Origin of the sequence: Chloroflexus sp., assembly GCF_049970315.1 — a bacterium.
In the GTDB taxonomy this organism is placed as follows: Bacteria; Chloroflexota; Chloroflexia; order Chloroflexales; family Chloroflexaceae; genus Chloroflexus.
Genome location: NZ_JBMFNE010000021.1, coordinates 59,423 through 76,897, shown reverse-complemented (window position 1 = coordinate 76,897; position 17,475 = coordinate 59,423). Strand labels below are relative to the sequence as shown.

Genomic DNA, 17,475 nt, shown 5'->3' with positions numbered 1-17,475 from the left:
CGGGGAGGATGGCACACGGCGTTCATCGTGGCCCCGTCAGGTGACCCCCTTGTCATTGCGCGCGCCGCGAGCAATCTTCGACCACTGTGTCCTTTCGAGTGCAGCGAGAAATCTATAAAACTACCCCCTCGCGCTCCCGGCTTTTGCTTACGGTGCGCTTTGACCTTCGATACCGGCTAATAACTGCTGTGTATACCAAATCGTTTTGTCATCAGCAACTTGACCTTCAGGAACGAAGACGCTACCGTCTTGATAATAGAGGGGGCCGGTGAACAGGTTCAAACTTCCATCGGCCAGTTTAGCGATGAACGCATCAAGCTTTGCCGCATTCTCGGCGCTCAGCGCAGAACCTTTGACAAAACCGATCATGCTTGTGTCAGGATCATTGAGGTTGCTCCAATTCGGCCCTGTCCATTCCCATGCCGGCTCCCACTTACCTGAGCGGGCCAGCTCTACCAACCGCTTATAATCAGGTCCCCAGTTAAAGTACGGCACTCCCAAACAAACAGCTTCACCCTGCGCACATGCTCCCTTAAAATCGTAGGGGACTGCAAACACCCGTTTCCCGGCTTGCGTCGCCTTGTTGGCCTCAACAATCGCCTCGGTGGTATCAATGCCCGACAGGATCACATCGTAGCCCTCGTTAATAAAATCATTCGCTACCTTTGTCGGATCGAGGGTCACACCGGGAATGTTGAACCAGAAACCGATCCACGTCACCTTAAACGCCAGTTCGCTGGCCGGACGACCACGGTACGTCTCCCAGCAGTAGCGGGCGCCGAGGTAAGCCGAATTCACCAAGCGACGAGTTTCGGGATCGATCAGCGGACCGAGGTAGGCCAACTTACCGGCTTCGGTGGTCAAAGCTGCGGCACAGCCAGCAATCATCTTCCCGTATTCCATCCGCCCCATCAGATTGCGCACATTCGACGGCGCTTCGCCGGTCAGCACTTTATCACCGGAAGTGTGGATGAAGAAGACATCGGGATGCGCAGCGGCTGCGATGTTGGTACCATCGGCAAACTCGGCTGAATTGGTAATCACCAGTTTTGCCCCTTGCCCGATCAGCTCTTCGATCACCTGCTCCACCTTCACATTCGGTCGATCGGCGGGGTTTACTTTGTCGATATAGATAAACTTGACGCCGGGCAGTTTCTCGACGACATACTGAGCGCCTTCGTAATGGGCCTGATTCCAACCACCGTCATTGATCGGGCCTACGAGCACCATACCGAAGGTAAACTCTTCGGCAGAAGCCGCCGGCGCCGTCGTCGGTTCGGCTGCCGGAGCAGCGGTGGGTGCGGCTGTCGGCTGCGTTCCACACGCAGTTAGGATCAGGCTGAAGAACATGATAACCGGCAACAGCCAACGGACACCTTGGTTTCTCATCGGTCGACTCCTTACAAGCATCTGCAAACCTTATACCAGAGCAACGAAGCGGTGCAATCGATGACGATGACGGCCATCGCTGCGCCGAGACGGTTTGCGCAGATACGCACCTCTAACGGGGAGGGCTTCCCTGCCGGCTTCTTCGCCGATCAGGGCGCTATTGCGGAGCGCCCGATTACGCGGCGAGTATATCCGAGGTAGACGCGACTGTCAATTGAAGCAGGATAGAGAAGTGGTCAGGCATGATCAGTGTAGTCCAAATCGAACCAAACCCCACATGGATTCTCACTATGTGGCGCATTTCGTACTAGGTTACCGATCAGCATCTTCACACGCACACCGGCGACTGAAAGCAGTGATAACCACACTCATTGAACGGATTCGAGCGCACCTGGTTCCAGTACCGGTGGTATGAACACACATCATTATGATGCCGTTGGTCCGTGGAATCATGGACAAGCGAGCCGAGCTGCCCTGACCACGCAACGACGGCATGAGACAACCTCTTACCGTCGTCACCGCCGGTGGATTCATCGGCGCACAGAGTCGCGGCTACGTTGGTCAGGATTCGCGTTTTTCGCGTCGACGCGAGCAGTGTTATTGTCGTCAATCAGACCGCAGATGCCATTCCCGATACTTGGGCGATTGCCTTTGGCGGTGGTAATACTGGACGGCGCACAATCGGGTTCTTGTGCATTTATACCTGTTGCAGCCCATCGCCAAGCAACACGTAGTACACACTCATCTTGGCCCGGCGTAGTGGCACCTGGACTACAACACAGCGTTGCCGATATTGCATTGATTGCATCCGCAACAGTATGCTACAATACCGGCCAGTTCGTTGGTTAGGTATTGGAGTACTATTATGCAATTTCAGCGCGCAAGTGGTATTTTGCTCCATCCCTCATCATTACCCGGACCATGGGGGATCGGCGATTTAGGCCCGATGGCATACCGGTTTGTCGACTTTTTGGTGGCAGCCGGACAATCGCTCTGGCAGGTTTTGCCACTTGGCCCAACCGGTTACGGAGACTCACCTTACCAGTGCTTTTCGGCCTTTGCCGGCAATCCACTTCTGATCAGTATTGATGACCTCATCGAACACAATCTCTTAACCGTCGACGAAGCTCGGGCCACACTCGATCATCTTCCGACAGAACGGGTCGAGTTCGGTTCGCTTATTCCGGCCAAGCAAACCCTCCTTCGGCAGAGTTTTGAACGGTTTCGTAGCAGCCGTGGCACACCGCTCCATCAAGCTTACACACGATTTTGCCTCGAGAATGCAGAGTGGCTGGCGGATTATGCCCTGTTTATGGCGATCAAAGAGGCGCAAGGCGGCGGCAGTTGGCATAATTGGGCACCCGATCTGCGCGACCGCAAGCCGGAGGCATTGGCCCGTATCCGCTGCGATCTTGCGGTGAAGATTGACTTTCACCAGTATGTGCAATTCCTCTTCTTCCGCCAATGGCAATCACTGAAGGAATATGCCAATCGACAAGGTGTGATTATTATCGGCGATGCACCGATTTTTGTCGCTGACGATAGCGTCGATGTCTGGGCACATCGCGATCTCTTTTACGTTGATGCGCAGGGAATGCCAACGGTGGTCGCCGGTGTCCCACCAGATTACTTCAGCACCACTGGTCAGCGCTGGGGGAATCCGCTCTATCGGTGGGATAAAATGGCCGCTACCGGTTATCGCTGGTGGGTAGCACGGATGCGACAGGCGCTTACGTTGTACGATGTGCTGCGTCTTGATCATTTTCGCGGGTTTGAAGCCTACTGGGAAGTGCCGGCCAGTGCGCCGACAGCGGTTGAGGGGCGGTGGGTGAAAGGCCCGGGCGCCGATCTGTTTCACGTTTTGCATGCCGAGTTAGGTGATTTACCGATTATCGCCGAAGACCTCGGTCTGATTACACCCGAAGTAGAAGAACTGCGGCTCGCATTCGAGCTACCTGGCATGAAGGTGCTCCATTTTGCCTTCGGTGATAATCCGAACAACCCTTACCTGCCACACAACTACACAACGAATTATGTCGTCTACACCGGCACCCACGATAACGACACCACGTTAGGCTGGTTCAACACCCTCGATCCGGCCAGCCGGGCCGCCGTTCTCACCTATCTTGGCCGTGATGAACAGACGGTTGATATTGCATGGGATCTGATGCGGCTGGGGATGATGTCAGTTGCCAATTACGTAATTACCCCTTTGCAAGATGTGTTACGGCTCGGCTCAGAAGCACGGATGAATATGCCGGGTCGCCTCGGTGGCAACTGGGCGTGGCGGTTTGCGGCTGATGCGCTCCAGGAAGAACTAGCGATACAGTTGCGTCAACTGACGTATGCCTATGGTCGGCTTCAACCGGCAAAAAGCTGACCATCTTCGACACGAAAGCGACGAGCGGCGGCGAGAAAATCAGCACTAAAGTCGCTCAGGTCGGTAGCCGTAAGTAGAGTTTGTTGTTGCGGACGCAGAATGAGGTCAAGCAGATGCATGCGGCGTTGATTGTCAAGTTCGCTCAAAACATCATCGAGTAAAAGCACCGGTGCATCACCACCACGTTGCTGCATTAGCTCAGCTTCACCGATCTTGAGCGCCAGGGCGATGGAACGTTGTTGACCACGTGAACCATACCGACCAAGGTTCACACCGGCAACGCTGAAAACGAGATCATCGCGGTGCGGGCCACAGAGCGTCTGCCCGCGGGCCAACTCATCGGTACGCTGAGCGGCAAAGGCTAAGCGTAGGCGTTCGGCCAGACTGCCGGCATCACGTGCTGCGTCGAGGTCACAACTGGCAATATACTCGATCTGCAATTCGTGTTCGCCACCGCTAATCTTACGGTAGAGAGGTCCGGCCAGCACGCTCAATTCCACGACGGCGCGCAACCGTTCAGCTAACACATATCCTCCGGCAGCGGCTAGTTCCTGATCCCAATACCCCAACTCGGCATCAACATTGCGGGGCAAGCGACGTTGTTCACGCCATGTGCGCAAGAGACTATTGCGCTGCAACAGAATCTTCTGGTAATACGCCAGGGTTCGCACGTAGTGTGGATCGAGCTGTGAGAGGGTAATGTCGAGGTAGCGCCGCCGTTCGGCGGGTGGGCCATCAACCAGCATGACATCGGTAGGGGTAAAGAGCACCACCCGCAACTGACCGATCAGATCAATCGCTCGCGCCGGACGCTTATCGATCCGCACCAATTTTTGCGCACCGTTTAGCGGCTGACCACCATCATCGATCCGGCGCTGCACCAGTATTTCAAGCCGTACCGGTCCGATCCGACGCTCAACATCGGCTACAATCCGGGCAAAAGGTGGTGCACCGGCTTCACCGACTGCATCCCAGCGCACGAGGTCGCGATCGCTGCTGAGACGAGGCGAGCGCGTAGTGGCGAGATAAAAAATAGCCTCAAGGAGGCTCGTCTTACCAGCAGCATTCGGGCCGTACAAGAGAATTGTTGTCGGCGAGAGTGCCACGTCTTGCCGCCGGTAGTTGCGAAAATCGCGCAAGGCAAGGTGATGAATGTACATACGCAGGTCGCAGCAGCGGATTACGAGCGCATACCGAGACGGAGATTACGTAACTCGCTCAAGTTCGCGCAACCGCTGCAGAACATCGCCACCCGCAACTCACGAATAAATGCGCTCAATCCCTCGATCACCGCCTCGGCACCACGTTCATTGATCGCATCAAAGAGGGCAGGCCGCGCCGTTCCGGCCAGATCGGCCCCCAATGCAATGGCCTTTGCCACGTCCACACCACTCCGCACCCCACCTGAAGCGATGAGCGTGACATCAGGTAACGCCGCCCGCACCTCACGCACGCATTCGGTCGTCGGCAAACCCCAATCGGCGAATGCACCGGCCACCCGCCGCCCGGTATCGTTTGGTTGGCGGAAGCGTTCGACTTCACTCCAACTCGTACCACCGGCACCGGCGACATCGATAATGCGCACTCCGACTTCGTATAGCCGGATCGCGTCAGCCGCACCGATCCCGTTCCCAACCTCTTTGGCGACAACCGGTACTTCAAGGCGACGACAGACCTCTTCGATCTTGTTCAGTAAGCCTTTAAAATTCACGTCACCTTCCGGTTGTACGGCTTCTTGGAGGGGGTTTAAATGCAAAATCAACGCATCAGCCTCGATCATCTCAACCGCCCGTCGGCAATGATCGACGGTAAAGCCGTAATTGAGTTGGACGGCACCAACGTTCGCTAATAGCGGAATCCGTGGTGCAACACGACGTACCTGATAAGTACTCGCAAGACGCGGATCCATCACTGCAGCTCGCTGCGAGCCAACCCCCATCGGTAAACCGAGATACTCAGCGGCCTCGGCTAGCGCAAGGTTGATCTTCTCGGCGCTGGAGGTGCCGCCAGTCATTGAGCTGATCAGCAATGGTGCAGCGATAGGTTTACCGAGAAAGGTGGTGCGTGTATCAACCTCGTTGAGATCGAGTTCGGGTAATGCGCGGTGAGGTAGACGGTAGGCGGCAAAACCGGTAACGACACCCTTGGCAGCAACGTCTTCGTTGAGCACGATTCGGATGTGATCTACTTTGCGCGATTCAGTTCTGTCGTCACCGGGCATAGCAAACTCCTACACAGGTAAGGAGGGAGACCCACGTTAACCCCTTTAGACGGATCATACCAACAAAAGAGAGGGGCGTCAAACACGGTAGATTTGGTATCATACGTTCCGGTATTCATTGCAACGTTGTTTACGGTGAGTAAGAAAGAGAAACAGACGATGATGCACGCCGATGTAGTCATTTGTGGCGCCGGCATTGCCGGTGTCGCGCTCGCGCACGAACTCGCCATCGTGCATGGTCGGCATAACGTTGTACTGGTTGAAGCCGGCACTCCTCTGACGTTGACCAGTGATAAATCAACCGAATGCTACCGAAACTGGTGGCCGGACGAGGCGATGATGGCGCTCATGAACCGTAGCATTGATCGATTGGAAGAGATTGCCCTGGTCAGTCATAATCGGATTCGGCTCAACCGGCGTGGGTATCTGTATGCGACTGCTGACCCACAGCGTGCTATCCAGTGGCACATGCAGGCGGAACGAGTAGCCCAACGCGGTGCCGGACCGCTCCGTATTCACCAGAGTATGCAGACTGCGTACCAGCCTATCTCCCACGACTGGCGTGAGGCGCCGGCGGGGATTGATCTGCTGCTTGATCCTACCTTGATCCGACAGCATTTTCCTTCCCTTAACCCGGCGACAGTTGCTGTCTTGCATGCCCGCCGCTGCGGTTGGTTCAGCGCACAACAGCTTGGCGCAATGCTGTTGGAGAAGGCACGAGCTGCCGGCGTTCAGCTCGTGCATGGGCGTGTGACGGCAGTTGTACAGCGCAGCGGACGGGTAATAGCGGTGACGGTTGCAACGCCGGGTGGGAGTGAACAAATTGCCACACCATGCTTTGTCAATGCAGCCGGACCGCATCTTGCTGCGGTCGGCGAATTACTCGGCCTTGACCTACCGGTCCATAACCAGTTACATCTCAAAGCTGCCTTTGCCGATACGCTCGGTGTGGTACCGCGCACAGCACCACTCTTGATCTGGGGCGATCCGGTCGAGCTGGCGTGGAGTGAGGCGGAACGAGCGGAACTAGACGCCGATCCGGGGACCGCATGGTTAACCGCACCACTCCCGGCAGGAGTGCATTGTCGCCCTGAGGGTGAAGGAAGCAACCAACAAGTTCTCGTCCTCTGGGACTACCACCCGCACGATCCCACCGCCCGCACAGCTCACTTCCCGATACCGCTCGATGATACCTTTTTCGAGATTGCGCTACGGGGGATGACAACGATGCTACCCGGCTTACAGGCCTATGTTGAACGGTTGCCGCGCGCGTATCTCGACGGCGGATACTACACTTGTACGCCGGAAAACCGGCCACTGATCGGTCCGCTATCAGTTGAAGGCGCGTTTGTCATTGGTGCCCTGGCCGGTTATGGCATTATGGCGGCCCTGGCTGCCGCCGAACTGTTGGCTGCCCACATGACCGGATCACTGTTGCCGAACTACGCTGCTGCCTTTCATCCGGCTCGTTACGACGATCCGGCCTACCGGGCGCAACTGGCGCACTGGGGCGAAACCGGGCAGTTGTGAGATAATATATATTGTTGATCATTGGGAATGTCAACCGGTATCCGCGCCAATTCCAGTAGCAGGCGAATATTATGTTTCGCGTTATTTTATTAAACTTACCTGAGTTTCATCGATCTGAATGGCGCTCTAAATATGGATGAGACCTTCATACAGTATAATCTGCTCGTTTGGGACACGAGTGATGTAACGCGGTTCCAACGCTACCGGAGGACTCGAAGATTGATTATGCATCTCATTCACCATAGATAACCTTATCTTTCTCTTTCGTGCGCTGCTATTGTAGGCGCCCCCACTTTGCTGTCCTTGCGATGGGGCTCACGTTTCAGCAAAAGCAACCTCATGTAGGCACAGCTCCCACTATTGCGAGGGATTGCTTCACCGCCTCCGGCGGCTCGCAATGACATAGCTCAGCTCAATGACACATCGTTCCCGGGATGAATGCGCCATTGTTCCGGCTATCATGCGCTGGCAATACATATTAGCCGGAAGGTTCACATGTGATGCTGCTACGCCATGCGAGCCAGCCTGATCGTGGGCATGTGACGCTTGACGATCCCCTTGTCTCCCCTCACGGTAGCATCGCACCGATAGTTGCGGCAATAGCATCAGCATTCGTTCGTTCCATATTGCTCAAGACGATCACGACACTCTGGGTGTCGGGATAATAGGCAAGGTGCGAGACCGCACCTGAGATAAAGCCGGGGTGATATATCACCGTTCTCCCATTGCGATCTTCGATCTTCCAACCGTAGCCATAGTTATTACGAACCGGTGTATACATCTGGTTCAATTCGGCGGCGGGGAGGAGTTGGCCGCTGTTAAGCGCGGTCACAAAGCGATACAGGTCTTCAACCGTCGAATAGAGACCACCGGCGCTGTAGAGATTACTCGTGTCAATCGGAATCGCCCGTTCCGCGCCCGGCCCTATATAGCCAACAGTACCGTTGAGCGCCGAGGCGTCGCCGCTGTCGTAGCCGCTGTTGGTCATACCCGCCGGCACGAAGATGTTGGCGCGGATGTAATCAGCGTAGGATTGGCCGCTCACCGCTTCGATGACCAACCCCAGCACGACATAGTTGGAATTGCCGTAGCGAAAGGCGCTGCCCGGTGCGAAGTCGAGCGGCAAGTTGCGAAACCGGGCTGCGAGCTGGGTCGGCGTGACCGGCGAACGTTCGAGTTGCTCGAAGTCGCGGAAGTCGGTGTAGTTCGGAATGCCGGCGGTGTGGGTGAGGAGGTGGTGGAGCGTGATCGGTTGCCATGCCGGCGGGCAGTCGGGTAGGTAGCGGCAGACCGATTCGTTGACGTTGAGTTTGTCCGCCGCTTGTAACTGCATTATCGCCAGCGCCGTGAATGGCTTGGTGATCGAAGCGATGCGGAAGCGGGTCTGAGCCGTGTTGGGCAGATCGCGCTCGACGTTGGCCTGTCCGTAGCCACGGGCCACCAAGATGCGCCCCTGCGTCGCCACCAGCACCGAACCGCGAAATTGGCCTTTTTCGGTCAGATCGCGCAGGTAGAGGTCGATTTGGGTGGCGATATCAACCAAGCTCGGCGTTGGCGTCGGACGCACCGGTTCCATGACCGCCACTAAGGGGGTGCTGGCCGGCAACGGCCGGTTGGGGGTGACGCTGGGCAAGATGGTCGGCTGCGGTCCCACCGGCACCCACGCCGAGATGACCGGATCGCGTTGGCCGCAGGCGGTCAACACGATGATGGCGAGGATGGATATAGCAATCGTCAAGCAGCGCATAGACATATCAAGACGCGAAGCGAGCAAAGGCGCAGAGATGTTCAACGCAAAGACGCGAAGCGAGCAAAGACGCAGAGATGTTCAACGCAAAGGCGCGAAGCGAGCAAAGGCGCAGAGATGTTCAACGCAAAGGCGCGAAGCGAGCAAAGGCGCAGAGATGTTCAACGCAAAGGCGCGAAGCGAGCAAAGGCGCAGAGATGTTCAACGCAAAGACGCGAAGCGCGCTAAGGGACGCAAAGGATTAGAATAACTCTCTGCGCACTCTGTGACCTCGGTGGTAAACCTCATCCCAAGGGCGCAAACCGGTTCTGCGCCGCCGCCATCGCCACCAATTCTGCCGCCGTCCAATCGGAAGGCGTGATAGTTACATCGTACCGCTGACAGAGCGCGACGGCAAATGCGGCTGCCAAGGATGCGAGATCGGGCGGGTTAGTGCAGACAGTGACGAGATCGGTCACCCGTTCTGCCAGCCGTTCCACCAAGAGTCGGCGTTCAGATTCAGAAATAGCCAACAGCGCCGCCAATTGCGCTCCCGGCCAATGGGTATACACTCCAACCTGAAACAAGAGACCTTCTCTCCGACGAACCTGGGCAAATCCAACCAATTTACGCCCGGCAACAAGCAATTCGTAGGGCGACCAACCACCAAAACATGCCCGCGCTACCAGCGGATCGAGCGATGCTCGGTCGGACCGCGCTGCCGCAATGGTAATCAGATCGGCCTGCACGCCAAAGTGAGCCAACGTCGCTTGCCACACTTCACCCAGCCAGCGGTACGACTCGCTAACGTCGGGCAGGGCAAGAGGATGATCAATCGGCAGGGCAATATCTTGCATCAAGAAGCCGGGCACGAAGAGCACGGCCGTACCGCCGCTGGCTCGCCGATGCAGCGTGGTGCCAGCATTCGCCAAGGCCGCCTGATCAACCTCGCTCAACTTCTGGCCCGAACCGATCACCAACGCCGGCTGGGACGCGGCGGCATACCAGCGAATCGCCGGTTGGGGCGTGGTCGTCAAGCCGGCCAGCATCGCCGCGCCGGCAGCCAACTCGCTCGCCGGATCACCGTGAGCTGGCGGCAACCGGCGCCACATGTTCATTCCACCCATCGGCATGCTCCCAACGGTGCGCCGAAATGCGCAGCGACCCCGGCGGCTAACAATTCAAGCTGCGTTCGTACTGCCGGTGGCAATGGGGTAAATGGTCGCAACGTGACATGCAACGTTTCCCCATGCCAATCGTAACGCCACGTACCGGCAATCCGCCCCGCTAACAAGATTGTCGCCTCGACATGGCCAGCGGGCCGCCAAACCTGCTTATAGCCTACCGCATCAACCAACCAGCTCCGATCACGTGTACCAAGCAAGAGTGGATCAAACCGACCGAGCAAACGCGGTGGCAGATCGGCTAGCGCTGGCAGTTCACAAATGCGTTCGACCCGGCACTGGAGCCACCATGCCGACTTCCCAGCCACCGTCACTTTTACTACCTCATCACCCAACATCGCCAACCAGCGTTTTATCTCAGCCTGCGTCCGCCCACGCCAACAGGTTATGTCAGCAGGGTAGGCCGGACCGAAGGTAGCCAGATAGCGACGCATCAACTCAGCATTGGCCTCATCGGTTGGCGGCGGATGCCACGCGAGATCGGGCAACCAGCGTAGCCGGTGAGCCATACGCGCTTCACCACCGTGCGGTGCAGCGTGGCAGGCCAGACCACGTCGAGCCAGAACTGAAAAAATACCACCCCAACCGGACAAATGACGTTCATCAATCGTAGGTATCAACCGACGCACGTCACTGCGGCCCATCGTTTCGTGCTCGTACAACCACTGCGCCACACGGGTGATAAACGCCTCGCACGCTGCCGAATCCCACCCATCGCGCAACATTTCTAGCTCCCAAGAAGTAACACGTTCGGCTTGGGCCGCATAGATCAACGGCCAATCACCGGCTGCGTACACGTGCAGCGTATGGCGTTGTCCCCATAAGCGCACGAGTGCTCGCTCATGGTACAACAATTGCTCAAACTGAGTGTTCGTCAAGCCAGGCACCCGATTCCACAAGGCTAAGACAGCGGCAGGCAGGATTTGTGCCTGGACACCCGCCAACTGCTGTGCTGCCGTCACCGGATCGGCAAACGGTTTGAACAGCCCATTCTGCACAATCCGGGCTGCCGCTACTTGTTCAATAGTAATGTCTACTAGTGCTTTCCTCATGGCGACCTCATCACGGCCAGCGCCGCCGCACCACGGGCAAATACTCGTACAAGCGGTTCGCCGCCGGTTGGGATGGTTGGCGACGATTCCACCTCTCTGCCTGCGGACCCAAGTGCGTTAAGGACGACGGCAACCGTGGTGGCATCGGCCGAGACGGGCAAGACGACGAGCACATCATCATCACCGACCAACGAGCCGCGCCAGATACGGACCTGCTGTGCCGGTGCGAGATCGGCAGTAAGAAAACGTACCGTATCGCTCAGCGCCCACTCACGTGGTAGATAAACCGGTACTGGTTGTGGTTGTGTCGCCGCATTCCGCACAATCTGCGTCATGACCGTCTCGGTTCGATACAAACTCACCGTACCCCCGAGGATCGTGCCACATCAAGCCGAAATAGACCCACAGGTTCACGGCCAAGCTACCGGCAAGCGCGGCAGGGATCAACCAGCGCCGCCACTGCGCACCGGACGCCAACCGGCTCAACCCCCACCCGGCCAGCGCACAAGCCGGCGCGAGGGTGCCGAGCGATCGCATAGCATGCGGCGCATTGAAGCTTAACAGACCTGGGATGTAGTAGAGCAGCCAGAGCGCCAATAAAACCCCTGCCGTAGACCGCGCCCGCCACGCCACACCAATACCGAGCAGCAAGAACAGACCGACCACCGGATCGACCATTGGCGCCGATGGGAGATGATGGCGACCGTTGGATTCACCCTGAATGTGCCACATCAAGCCATGGGCCACGATATTTTCGGCCAAAAAATCAAGCGGACGGTGGCGGTTGAGACTATCGGCTTGAAAGATCGAGACCGAACCAACACGCCGGTTAAACCCGAAACTATCGGTCAGCAGATACCACACTAGCGGCATTACCACGATGGCACCGATAAGGGCTGCCAGCGCGAGTCGTGACCAAGTCAGACGCCAACGTTCTCGATCACGACTAAGCCGGAATAAGACCACAACGGCTAATGCTAGTGGTGCTAGCCGCCCGGTGTGGTAGGTATAGACAGCTAGCCCACCTAGCAATGCAGCCAACGCCACCGAGCACCAGACCCACCAGCCACGTCGGTTCGGATCCAATCCCCGCCAAAGCAAACCGGCTGCCGTCAGAACCAACACATGATCGAGCGTTGCCGGAAAAGCCCACCGGCTCATACTGAGTGACCACGACGACCAAGCCAACAGTGCTGCGCTTAATACGGCAGTCCGCCGCCCAATGATCGGCGCAACGAACCAATACAGTGCGAGCGGGGTAAGGGCACCGGCTACCGCACTGACGAGCCGGACACTCCACACATGCGGCCCCAGGATCCCGACAACGGGGGCCATCAGATAAAACAACAATGCCGGCAGATCGGCTACAACCGGCACATAGATCGGACGAAAATCAGGTTCTGACCAGATCCGTAACGCGAGCAAACCATGGCGAGCCTCATCACGCCACAGCGCCACCGGCATTTGGTCAAGCGCGACCAGTCGTGTGAGCAAGGCCACACCGGTTATCGCAACCAACAAGTGATCGATTGGCCATATAGAACGTTCTTCAGAATCAGTAATCAGGGGCCATGCCAACCCAACCCCGCCGAACACGAGCGGCAACGCAATCCACGCCAGAGCGCCAGCCCGCAAGGCGAAGAGGCTAGCTAATGCTACGACCAGCCCCATCCAACCCACGATTGGCCGGGCAGCCGCCCATTGGGCTACCGAACGCCAGCCAGCCGCAAGCTCCGGCCATATCACCAACGCGAGCGCTGGTAACACCGGCCACCACAGCCACGGCATACTCGGCAACCAATACTCTGCGGCCACAGGAAACAGTACCAAACCGAGCGCCGGTATGACGGCCAACCCAGTCGCAGCGATCCGCCACCGATCCGGCCAACGCCAGACGGTTGCCGCCATCCAGACCAGCAAGGGTAGGGTTCCCCAAGCAACCGTTTGATTACTCAGTGGTGGTTGACCGACCAGCGCTAATAGCTTCACACCACTCAGTGCCAACCCCAATTCGCGAACATCGCGTGTTGACACATACGGATCGGTCGTCCAACGCACGACGGTATCGGTAGTGGTTGTGGTCGGGACGATCAAGCGATACCGTCGCCAGTAACCGGCGATGGTAGCTACGGCCAAAAGGCCTTCGTGATCGGTAAACACCGCCTGTGCCGGTGGCATACCCGGCGCGCGTGGTGCGGCCAACCGCAACTCAACTAAGGCCGCCACACCGCGATAGCCGTACAAAAACAGTGCAGCTTGGGGCTGCGACCAGCGAAAGAGATCGGTTTCATTCTGTTCATTTTCATACAAACCGACAAGGATCGGTTCGTAATCTTCGCCGACCCGCCAATAATGTGCCGGCCGAGATATGGGCAACAACAACAACAGCACTGCGATACTCGTCAGTGCAATCGGCAACCACACGGCCGGCCAGCGATGCAAAGTTGGGAGAAGATGATTGCGGATCACGGCGCGTATTATACCACGTCGCCGATTGGGTCCTTCAGCTCGATCCAACTGCCGGCTTTCCACGCAGCGCACTAAGCAACCAATCTGTCAGCATCGCCAGACTCCGCCGGCCAAAGAGCCGCACATAATCTGATGCTGCGACCAACGGCCCCGGATCAGCGCCACCGTTGCGTTCACGCATATACCAACGATGATCCATAATCCAACGATAGAGATCGGCTTCGGTACGACCGGGAAAGTAACGAAGGGCATGTTGCTGCCTAATCACTTCGATCACCGGCATATAGACATTATCGTACCAGCTCGTTACCGCCTCTTCGCGTGTAACCGGACGGCCCAACTCTTGCCCCAAATAGTAACGGTGTGCATTAATATGCCGAACCAAATCGAGATAGCCACCTGGCTCGCTAAACTCGATCCGCTGCTCTGGTCGCAGATCGGCAAGACCGGTCCATTCGAGAAAGTCACTATATTCCTCTTTCAGCAGCAGATCGCGCAAACTCAGATTGGGATTGAGTGGTACATCAACCACCAGCTCGGTCACAATCGCATCGATCTCACGCTGACCTTGGAAGCGGGCCACCGAAATCCGATGATGGCCGTCTTTGACAAAATAGATATCGCCCAGCTTATACAACTCAACTGCGGGCAACGGTACCCCCTCGTGATGGGCACGATCGATATTCATCCAGCGCAAACGATTAGCGTTATGGCGCGGCGCAAACTGTCGATCAAAGTCACTGTAGCGACCTTCGCTCCCGACAATCTTGTCAAGCGGAACGGTCTGATGACCGAGATAATGTTGACCACGCACATTCAGCCGCGCCCGCACCTCATCGAACGGTAACAGTTCGTTGGGACGACGGGTAATCAGCGCCAGCAGTTCGCGTAGCATCTGATCGCGGCGAATGCGGGTAAATTCATCATGAACGATTGCTTGAATGGCTGACATCGGCCACTCCTTTCGGCATCACCAACAATTGATGGTCAGCGCAGAAACAATGCGCTCTACCGACCGGCAACGCCGACGGCCGTTTTCGCGAGTAGCGTACCATGAGTCAGGCGCGATTGCAACACAAAAAGTTGCATAAAGAACCATCTCAATAAATTGGAAGATGGTAACAACGAGCGAGAAGACTTCCTTCGCCGAATGACCCACAAAGCGAGGGGATGATTACGGGCAAGCACAGGCACCATCGCGGCACATGCTTGACAGCCAGCCAACAACTTCCGCGAACTCCAACCTCGTGTATTACACAACCAGATCAAGTAAACGGTAGCCGGCTGTATTGATCACGAGGGTATCACCAACCTGGGTCTCGGTAGTATGGCTAAAGCCATATGAGAGATGGATATGGCCGTGGATGAGATACCGTGGGCGAAACCACTGCATCATCAATAGCAACGCGCGAAAGCCGCGATGGGGGTAATCGGGGCCGTTGTGAATGCCGAGCGGCGGCGCATGGGTCAGCAAGACATCAAGATACCGGCCATAGCGCAGCCGGTTGAGCAACAGGCGCGGCGCTATCCGCCACACCCGCAGCATCATCTGTGTCTCTGTGTACTGGTGATGGCCATCGGGCTTGTAGCGTATCGAACCGCCCAAACCGCCGATCAACAATCCTTGATGGCGCACCACGCGATCTTCGACACAGACCGCGCCACGGGCGTAGCTGACCACTTGCCCATCGGCTTGCACCTCCGGCGAATCGTGGTTGCCCCAGACATAGAAACAGGGCTGACCAAGCATCGTCACTACAAACTCAAGGTAATAGATCGGCAGATCACCGCAGGCCAGCACGAGGCGTACATCGGCGAAACGTTGCTTGATATTCAGACTGTAGACGGCAGGAACGACTTCATCGCTAATCGTGAGTGTACGCATGCCGGCTATTGTACCTTATCCGGCAACAACCGACAGCAACAGTTGCCACCTGTTGGCCATCCTCTATGGCCGTCCATAGCCAGTAATAGCCGTTGCCGGCGGTTCAGGCAACGGTAAATATATGGCAAACGTACTTCCGCGCCCGACTTCACTCGCCACGGTAACATAACCACCGTGGGCCTCGGCCACCCACTTAACAATCGAGAGTCCCAAACCGGTCCCACCACTATGGCGCGAACGTGAACGATCAACCCGGTAGAAACGTTCAAAGATCAGATCACGTTCGGCCTCGCTAATCCCGATCCCGGTATCGGCGACACTCAGACAGGCAAAGTGTTCATAGCGTTCGAGACTCAGAATTACCAACCCACCGGGTGGCGTATACTGCAACGCATTCACCCCTAAATTCAATAGTGCTTGTTTGATCCGATCTCGATCACCGTATACCAGTATCTGATCCTCAGCTCCAATCCGTAACCGCACTTGATTGGCGAGCGATCGCAGCTCCCGAAAAACTTCGAGCAACAATGTATCAAGCTCGACCGGCTCATAACGTAGTACAACGTTCGTTTCACTCTGGGCTAACAACAACAGATCGTTCACCATGCGAATCAGACGCGCCGTTTCCCGACGCATATCACCGACCATCTCCGTAACGAGGATCGGATCGGTACTCGCACCCCGCTCAAGGACTTCGAGATTACCCTGCATCACCGTGAGCGGTGTGCGCAGTTCGTGACTGACATCGGCAACAAAACGCTGTTGCGTAGAAAAGAGTCGTTCTAGTCGGGATAATAGTTCGTTGATCGTTACCGTCAACTGATGAATTTCATCACGTTGCACCGGCTCAGGAATTCGCCGACCCAAATCTTCGGCGCGGACAATACTCTGCGCCGTTTGCGTGATCTGCTCGATGGGCTGCAACGCGCGCTTTGATAAGTACATTGAACCCATGCCGGTCACCAACGTTGCTATAACGCCACCGATAATCAGAATTGTTTGCAATGTGGCAAGGGTATCATTCACATCATTAAGTGGGCGTGAGACTTGAATAAATCCGATGGTCTGACCGTTGTGCAACGTCACACGTGTAATCAACGACTTGACCTGTACCCCACTAACCTCACGGATTACCGTCAGGCCATTTTCATCGGTAACGTTCATATTCAGGGCTTCATCGGGTAGAGGAAGCATATACGGAGCAAGATTGGGAGTACTGCTGACTAAGGTCCCATCACCCCGAAAAAATTGGGCTCCGATGTTGCGATTGGTAAAGAGTTGAATGAAATCGCTGTTGAGGTACAGTTGTAACTCACCACTCGGAGTACGGACACCTTGCAAGCCAACAGCATTGAGAATCGAACGAATTTGTTGCGTGGCTGCAACTAGATCGCGTTGCACATTAGCGTGGAGAGTCTGCGCCACAGCAATATGCATACCTACACTAATGACGATAAGGGCTAGCACAAACAAGGAGCTGTAGAGAAGTGTCAACCGCATGCGAAACGGGATGGCACTGAACATCGGCTTCGCACGCCACAGGTTCATTAACCATCCTGCCGGTACTGACACTACCCGATCCAGCAACGTGATCGCTTTTGAAAGATTCCGCTGTTCGTTCACTTTGGTCATAACAATT

The 17,475-nt window shown here is 56.4% G+C and carries 13 protein-coding genes; 2 read left to right on the top strand and 11 right to left on the bottom strand.

What is annotated here, in order from left to right; genetic code table 11:
- Positions 1-147: 147 nt before the first annotated feature.
- On the bottom strand, positions 148-1,389 hold the full coding sequence (locus ACP5OT_RS13790; protein ID WP_424675890.1) for a BMP family lipoprotein: 1,242 nt from the start codon (positions 1,387-1,389) through the stop codon (positions 148-150).
- Between the two features lie 865 nt (positions 1,390-2,254).
- Between ACP5OT_RS13790 and malQ the strand changes: the two genes are divergently transcribed.
- Positions 2,255-3,769, top strand: a complete 1,515-nt coding sequence (malQ, locus tag ACP5OT_RS13785; RefSeq protein ID WP_428132450.1) for a 4-alpha-glucanotransferase — start codon at positions 2,255-2,257, stop codon at positions 3,767-3,769.
- On the opposite strand, the gene recF is transcribed toward malQ, so the two are convergent.
- Together recF and fni are read right to left on the bottom strand one after the other, a co-directional pair.
- The gene (gene recF / locus ACP5OT_RS13780) at positions 3,751-4,929 is read right to left on the bottom strand and encodes a DNA replication/repair protein RecF (RefSeq protein ID WP_424675888.1); all 1,179 of its coding nucleotides are present in this window, start codon (positions 4,927-4,929) and stop codon (positions 3,751-3,753) included. The genes malQ and recF overlap by 19 nt on opposite strands.
- 20 nt (positions 4,930-4,949) lie before the next feature.
- Positions 4,950-5,990, bottom strand: coding sequence for a type 2 isopentenyl-diphosphate Delta-isomerase (gene fni, locus ACP5OT_RS13775; protein ID WP_428112962.1), 1,041 nt, complete (start codon positions 5,988-5,990; stop codon positions 4,950-4,952).
- Between the two features lie 159 nt (positions 5,991-6,149).
- On the opposite strand from fni, the gene ACP5OT_RS13770 reads away from it, so the two are divergent.
- On the top strand, positions 6,150-7,520 hold the full coding sequence (locus ACP5OT_RS13770; protein WP_424675886.1) for an NAD(P)/FAD-dependent oxidoreductase: 1,371 nt from the start codon (positions 6,150-6,152) through the stop codon (positions 7,518-7,520).
- Positions 7,521-8,088: 568 nt separating this feature from the next.
- Here the strand turns inward: ACP5OT_RS13770 and ACP5OT_RS13765 are convergent.
- From ACP5OT_RS13765 to ACP5OT_RS13730, 8 genes are all read right to left on the bottom strand, one after another.
- Positions 8,089-9,273, bottom strand: a complete 1,185-nt coding sequence (locus ACP5OT_RS13765; protein ID WP_428132447.1) for a serine hydrolase domain-containing protein — start codon at positions 9,271-9,273, stop codon at positions 8,089-8,091.
- Between the two features lie 278 nt (positions 9,274-9,551).
- Positions 9,552-10,358, bottom strand: coding sequence for a lipoate--protein ligase family protein (locus ACP5OT_RS13760; RefSeq protein ID WP_428132444.1), 807 nt, complete (start codon positions 10,356-10,358; stop codon positions 9,552-9,554).
- A gap of 2 nt (positions 10,359-10,360) precedes the next feature.
- Positions 10,361-11,482, bottom strand: a complete 1,122-nt coding sequence (locus tag ACP5OT_RS13755; RefSeq protein WP_428132441.1) for a winged helix DNA-binding domain-containing protein — start codon at positions 11,480-11,482, stop codon at positions 10,361-10,363.
- Positions 11,479-11,817, bottom strand: a complete 339-nt coding sequence (locus tag ACP5OT_RS13750; RefSeq protein ID WP_428132438.1) for a hypothetical protein — start codon at positions 11,815-11,817, stop codon at positions 11,479-11,481. Before ACP5OT_RS13750 ends, ACP5OT_RS13755 begins: the two co-directional genes overlap by 4 nt.
- Positions 11,753-13,999 carry an ArnT family glycosyltransferase gene (locus ACP5OT_RS13745; RefSeq protein WP_428132435.1) on the bottom strand — a complete coding sequence of 749 codons (2,247 nt, stop codon included), beginning with the start codon at positions 13,997-13,999 and terminating at the stop codon, positions 11,753-11,755. The genes ACP5OT_RS13750 and ACP5OT_RS13745 overlap by 65 nt, the downstream gene beginning before the upstream one ends.
- Positions 13,986-14,903 carry a DUF4032 domain-containing protein gene (locus ACP5OT_RS13740; protein ID WP_428113488.1) on the bottom strand — a complete coding sequence of 306 codons (918 nt, stop codon included), beginning with the start codon at positions 14,901-14,903 and terminating at the stop codon, positions 13,986-13,988. Before ACP5OT_RS13740 ends, ACP5OT_RS13745 begins: the two co-directional genes overlap by 14 nt.
- A gap of 300 nt (positions 14,904-15,203) precedes the next feature.
- On the bottom strand, positions 15,204-15,836 hold the full coding sequence (locus tag ACP5OT_RS13735; protein ID WP_424675879.1) for a metallophosphoesterase: 633 nt from the start codon (positions 15,834-15,836) through the stop codon (positions 15,204-15,206).
- A 63-nt stretch (positions 15,837-15,899) separates the two neighbouring features.
- A complete protein-coding gene (locus tag ACP5OT_RS13730) occupies positions 15,900-17,468 on the bottom strand; it encodes an ATP-binding protein (protein WP_424675878.1) in 1,569 nt (522 codons plus the stop codon).
- Between the last annotated feature and the right edge of the window lie 7 nt (positions 17,469-17,475).

Coding starts and splice junctions, on each gene's coding strand:
- ACP5OT_RS13765 (WP_428132447.1), bottom strand. CDS start 9,273: ATGTCTATGCGCTGCTTGACGATTGCTATATCCATCCTCGCCATCATC.
- ACP5OT_RS13770 (WP_424675886.1), top strand. CDS start 6,150: ATGATGCACGCCGATGTAGTCATTTGTGGCGCCGGCATTGCCGGTGTC.
- malQ (WP_428132450.1), top strand. CDS start 2,255: ATGCAATTTCAGCGCGCAAGTGGTATTTTGCTCCATCCCTCATCATTA.
- ACP5OT_RS13755 (WP_428132441.1), bottom strand. CDS start 11,482: ATGAGGAAAGCACTAGTAGACATTACTATTGAACAAGTAGCGGCAGCC.
- ACP5OT_RS13735 (WP_424675879.1), bottom strand. CDS start 15,836: ATGCGTACACTCACGATTAGCGATGAAGTCGTTCCTGCCGTCTACAGT.
- ACP5OT_RS13760 (WP_428132444.1), bottom strand. CDS start 10,358: ATGTGGCGCCGGTTGCCGCCAGCTCACGGTGATCCGGCGAGCGAGTTG.
- ACP5OT_RS13790 (WP_424675890.1), bottom strand. CDS start 1,389: ATGAGAAACCAAGGTGTCCGTTGGCTGTTGCCGGTTATCATGTTCTTC.
- ACP5OT_RS13740 (WP_428113488.1), bottom strand. CDS start 14,903: ATGTCAGCCATTCAAGCAATCGTTCATGATGAATTTACCCGCATTCGC.
- recF (WP_424675888.1), bottom strand. CDS start 4,929: ATGTACATTCATCACCTTGCCTTGCGCGATTTTCGCAACTACCGGCGG.
- fni (WP_428112962.1), bottom strand. CDS start 5,990: ATGCCCGGTGACGACAGAACTGAATCGCGCAAAGTAGATCACATCCGA.
- ACP5OT_RS13730 (WP_424675878.1), bottom strand. CDS start 17,468: ATGACCAAAGTGAACGAACAGCGGAATCTTTCAAAAGCGATCACGTTG.
- ACP5OT_RS13750 (WP_428132438.1), bottom strand. CDS start 11,817: ATGACGCAGATTGTGCGGAATGCGGCGACACAACCACAACCAGTACCG.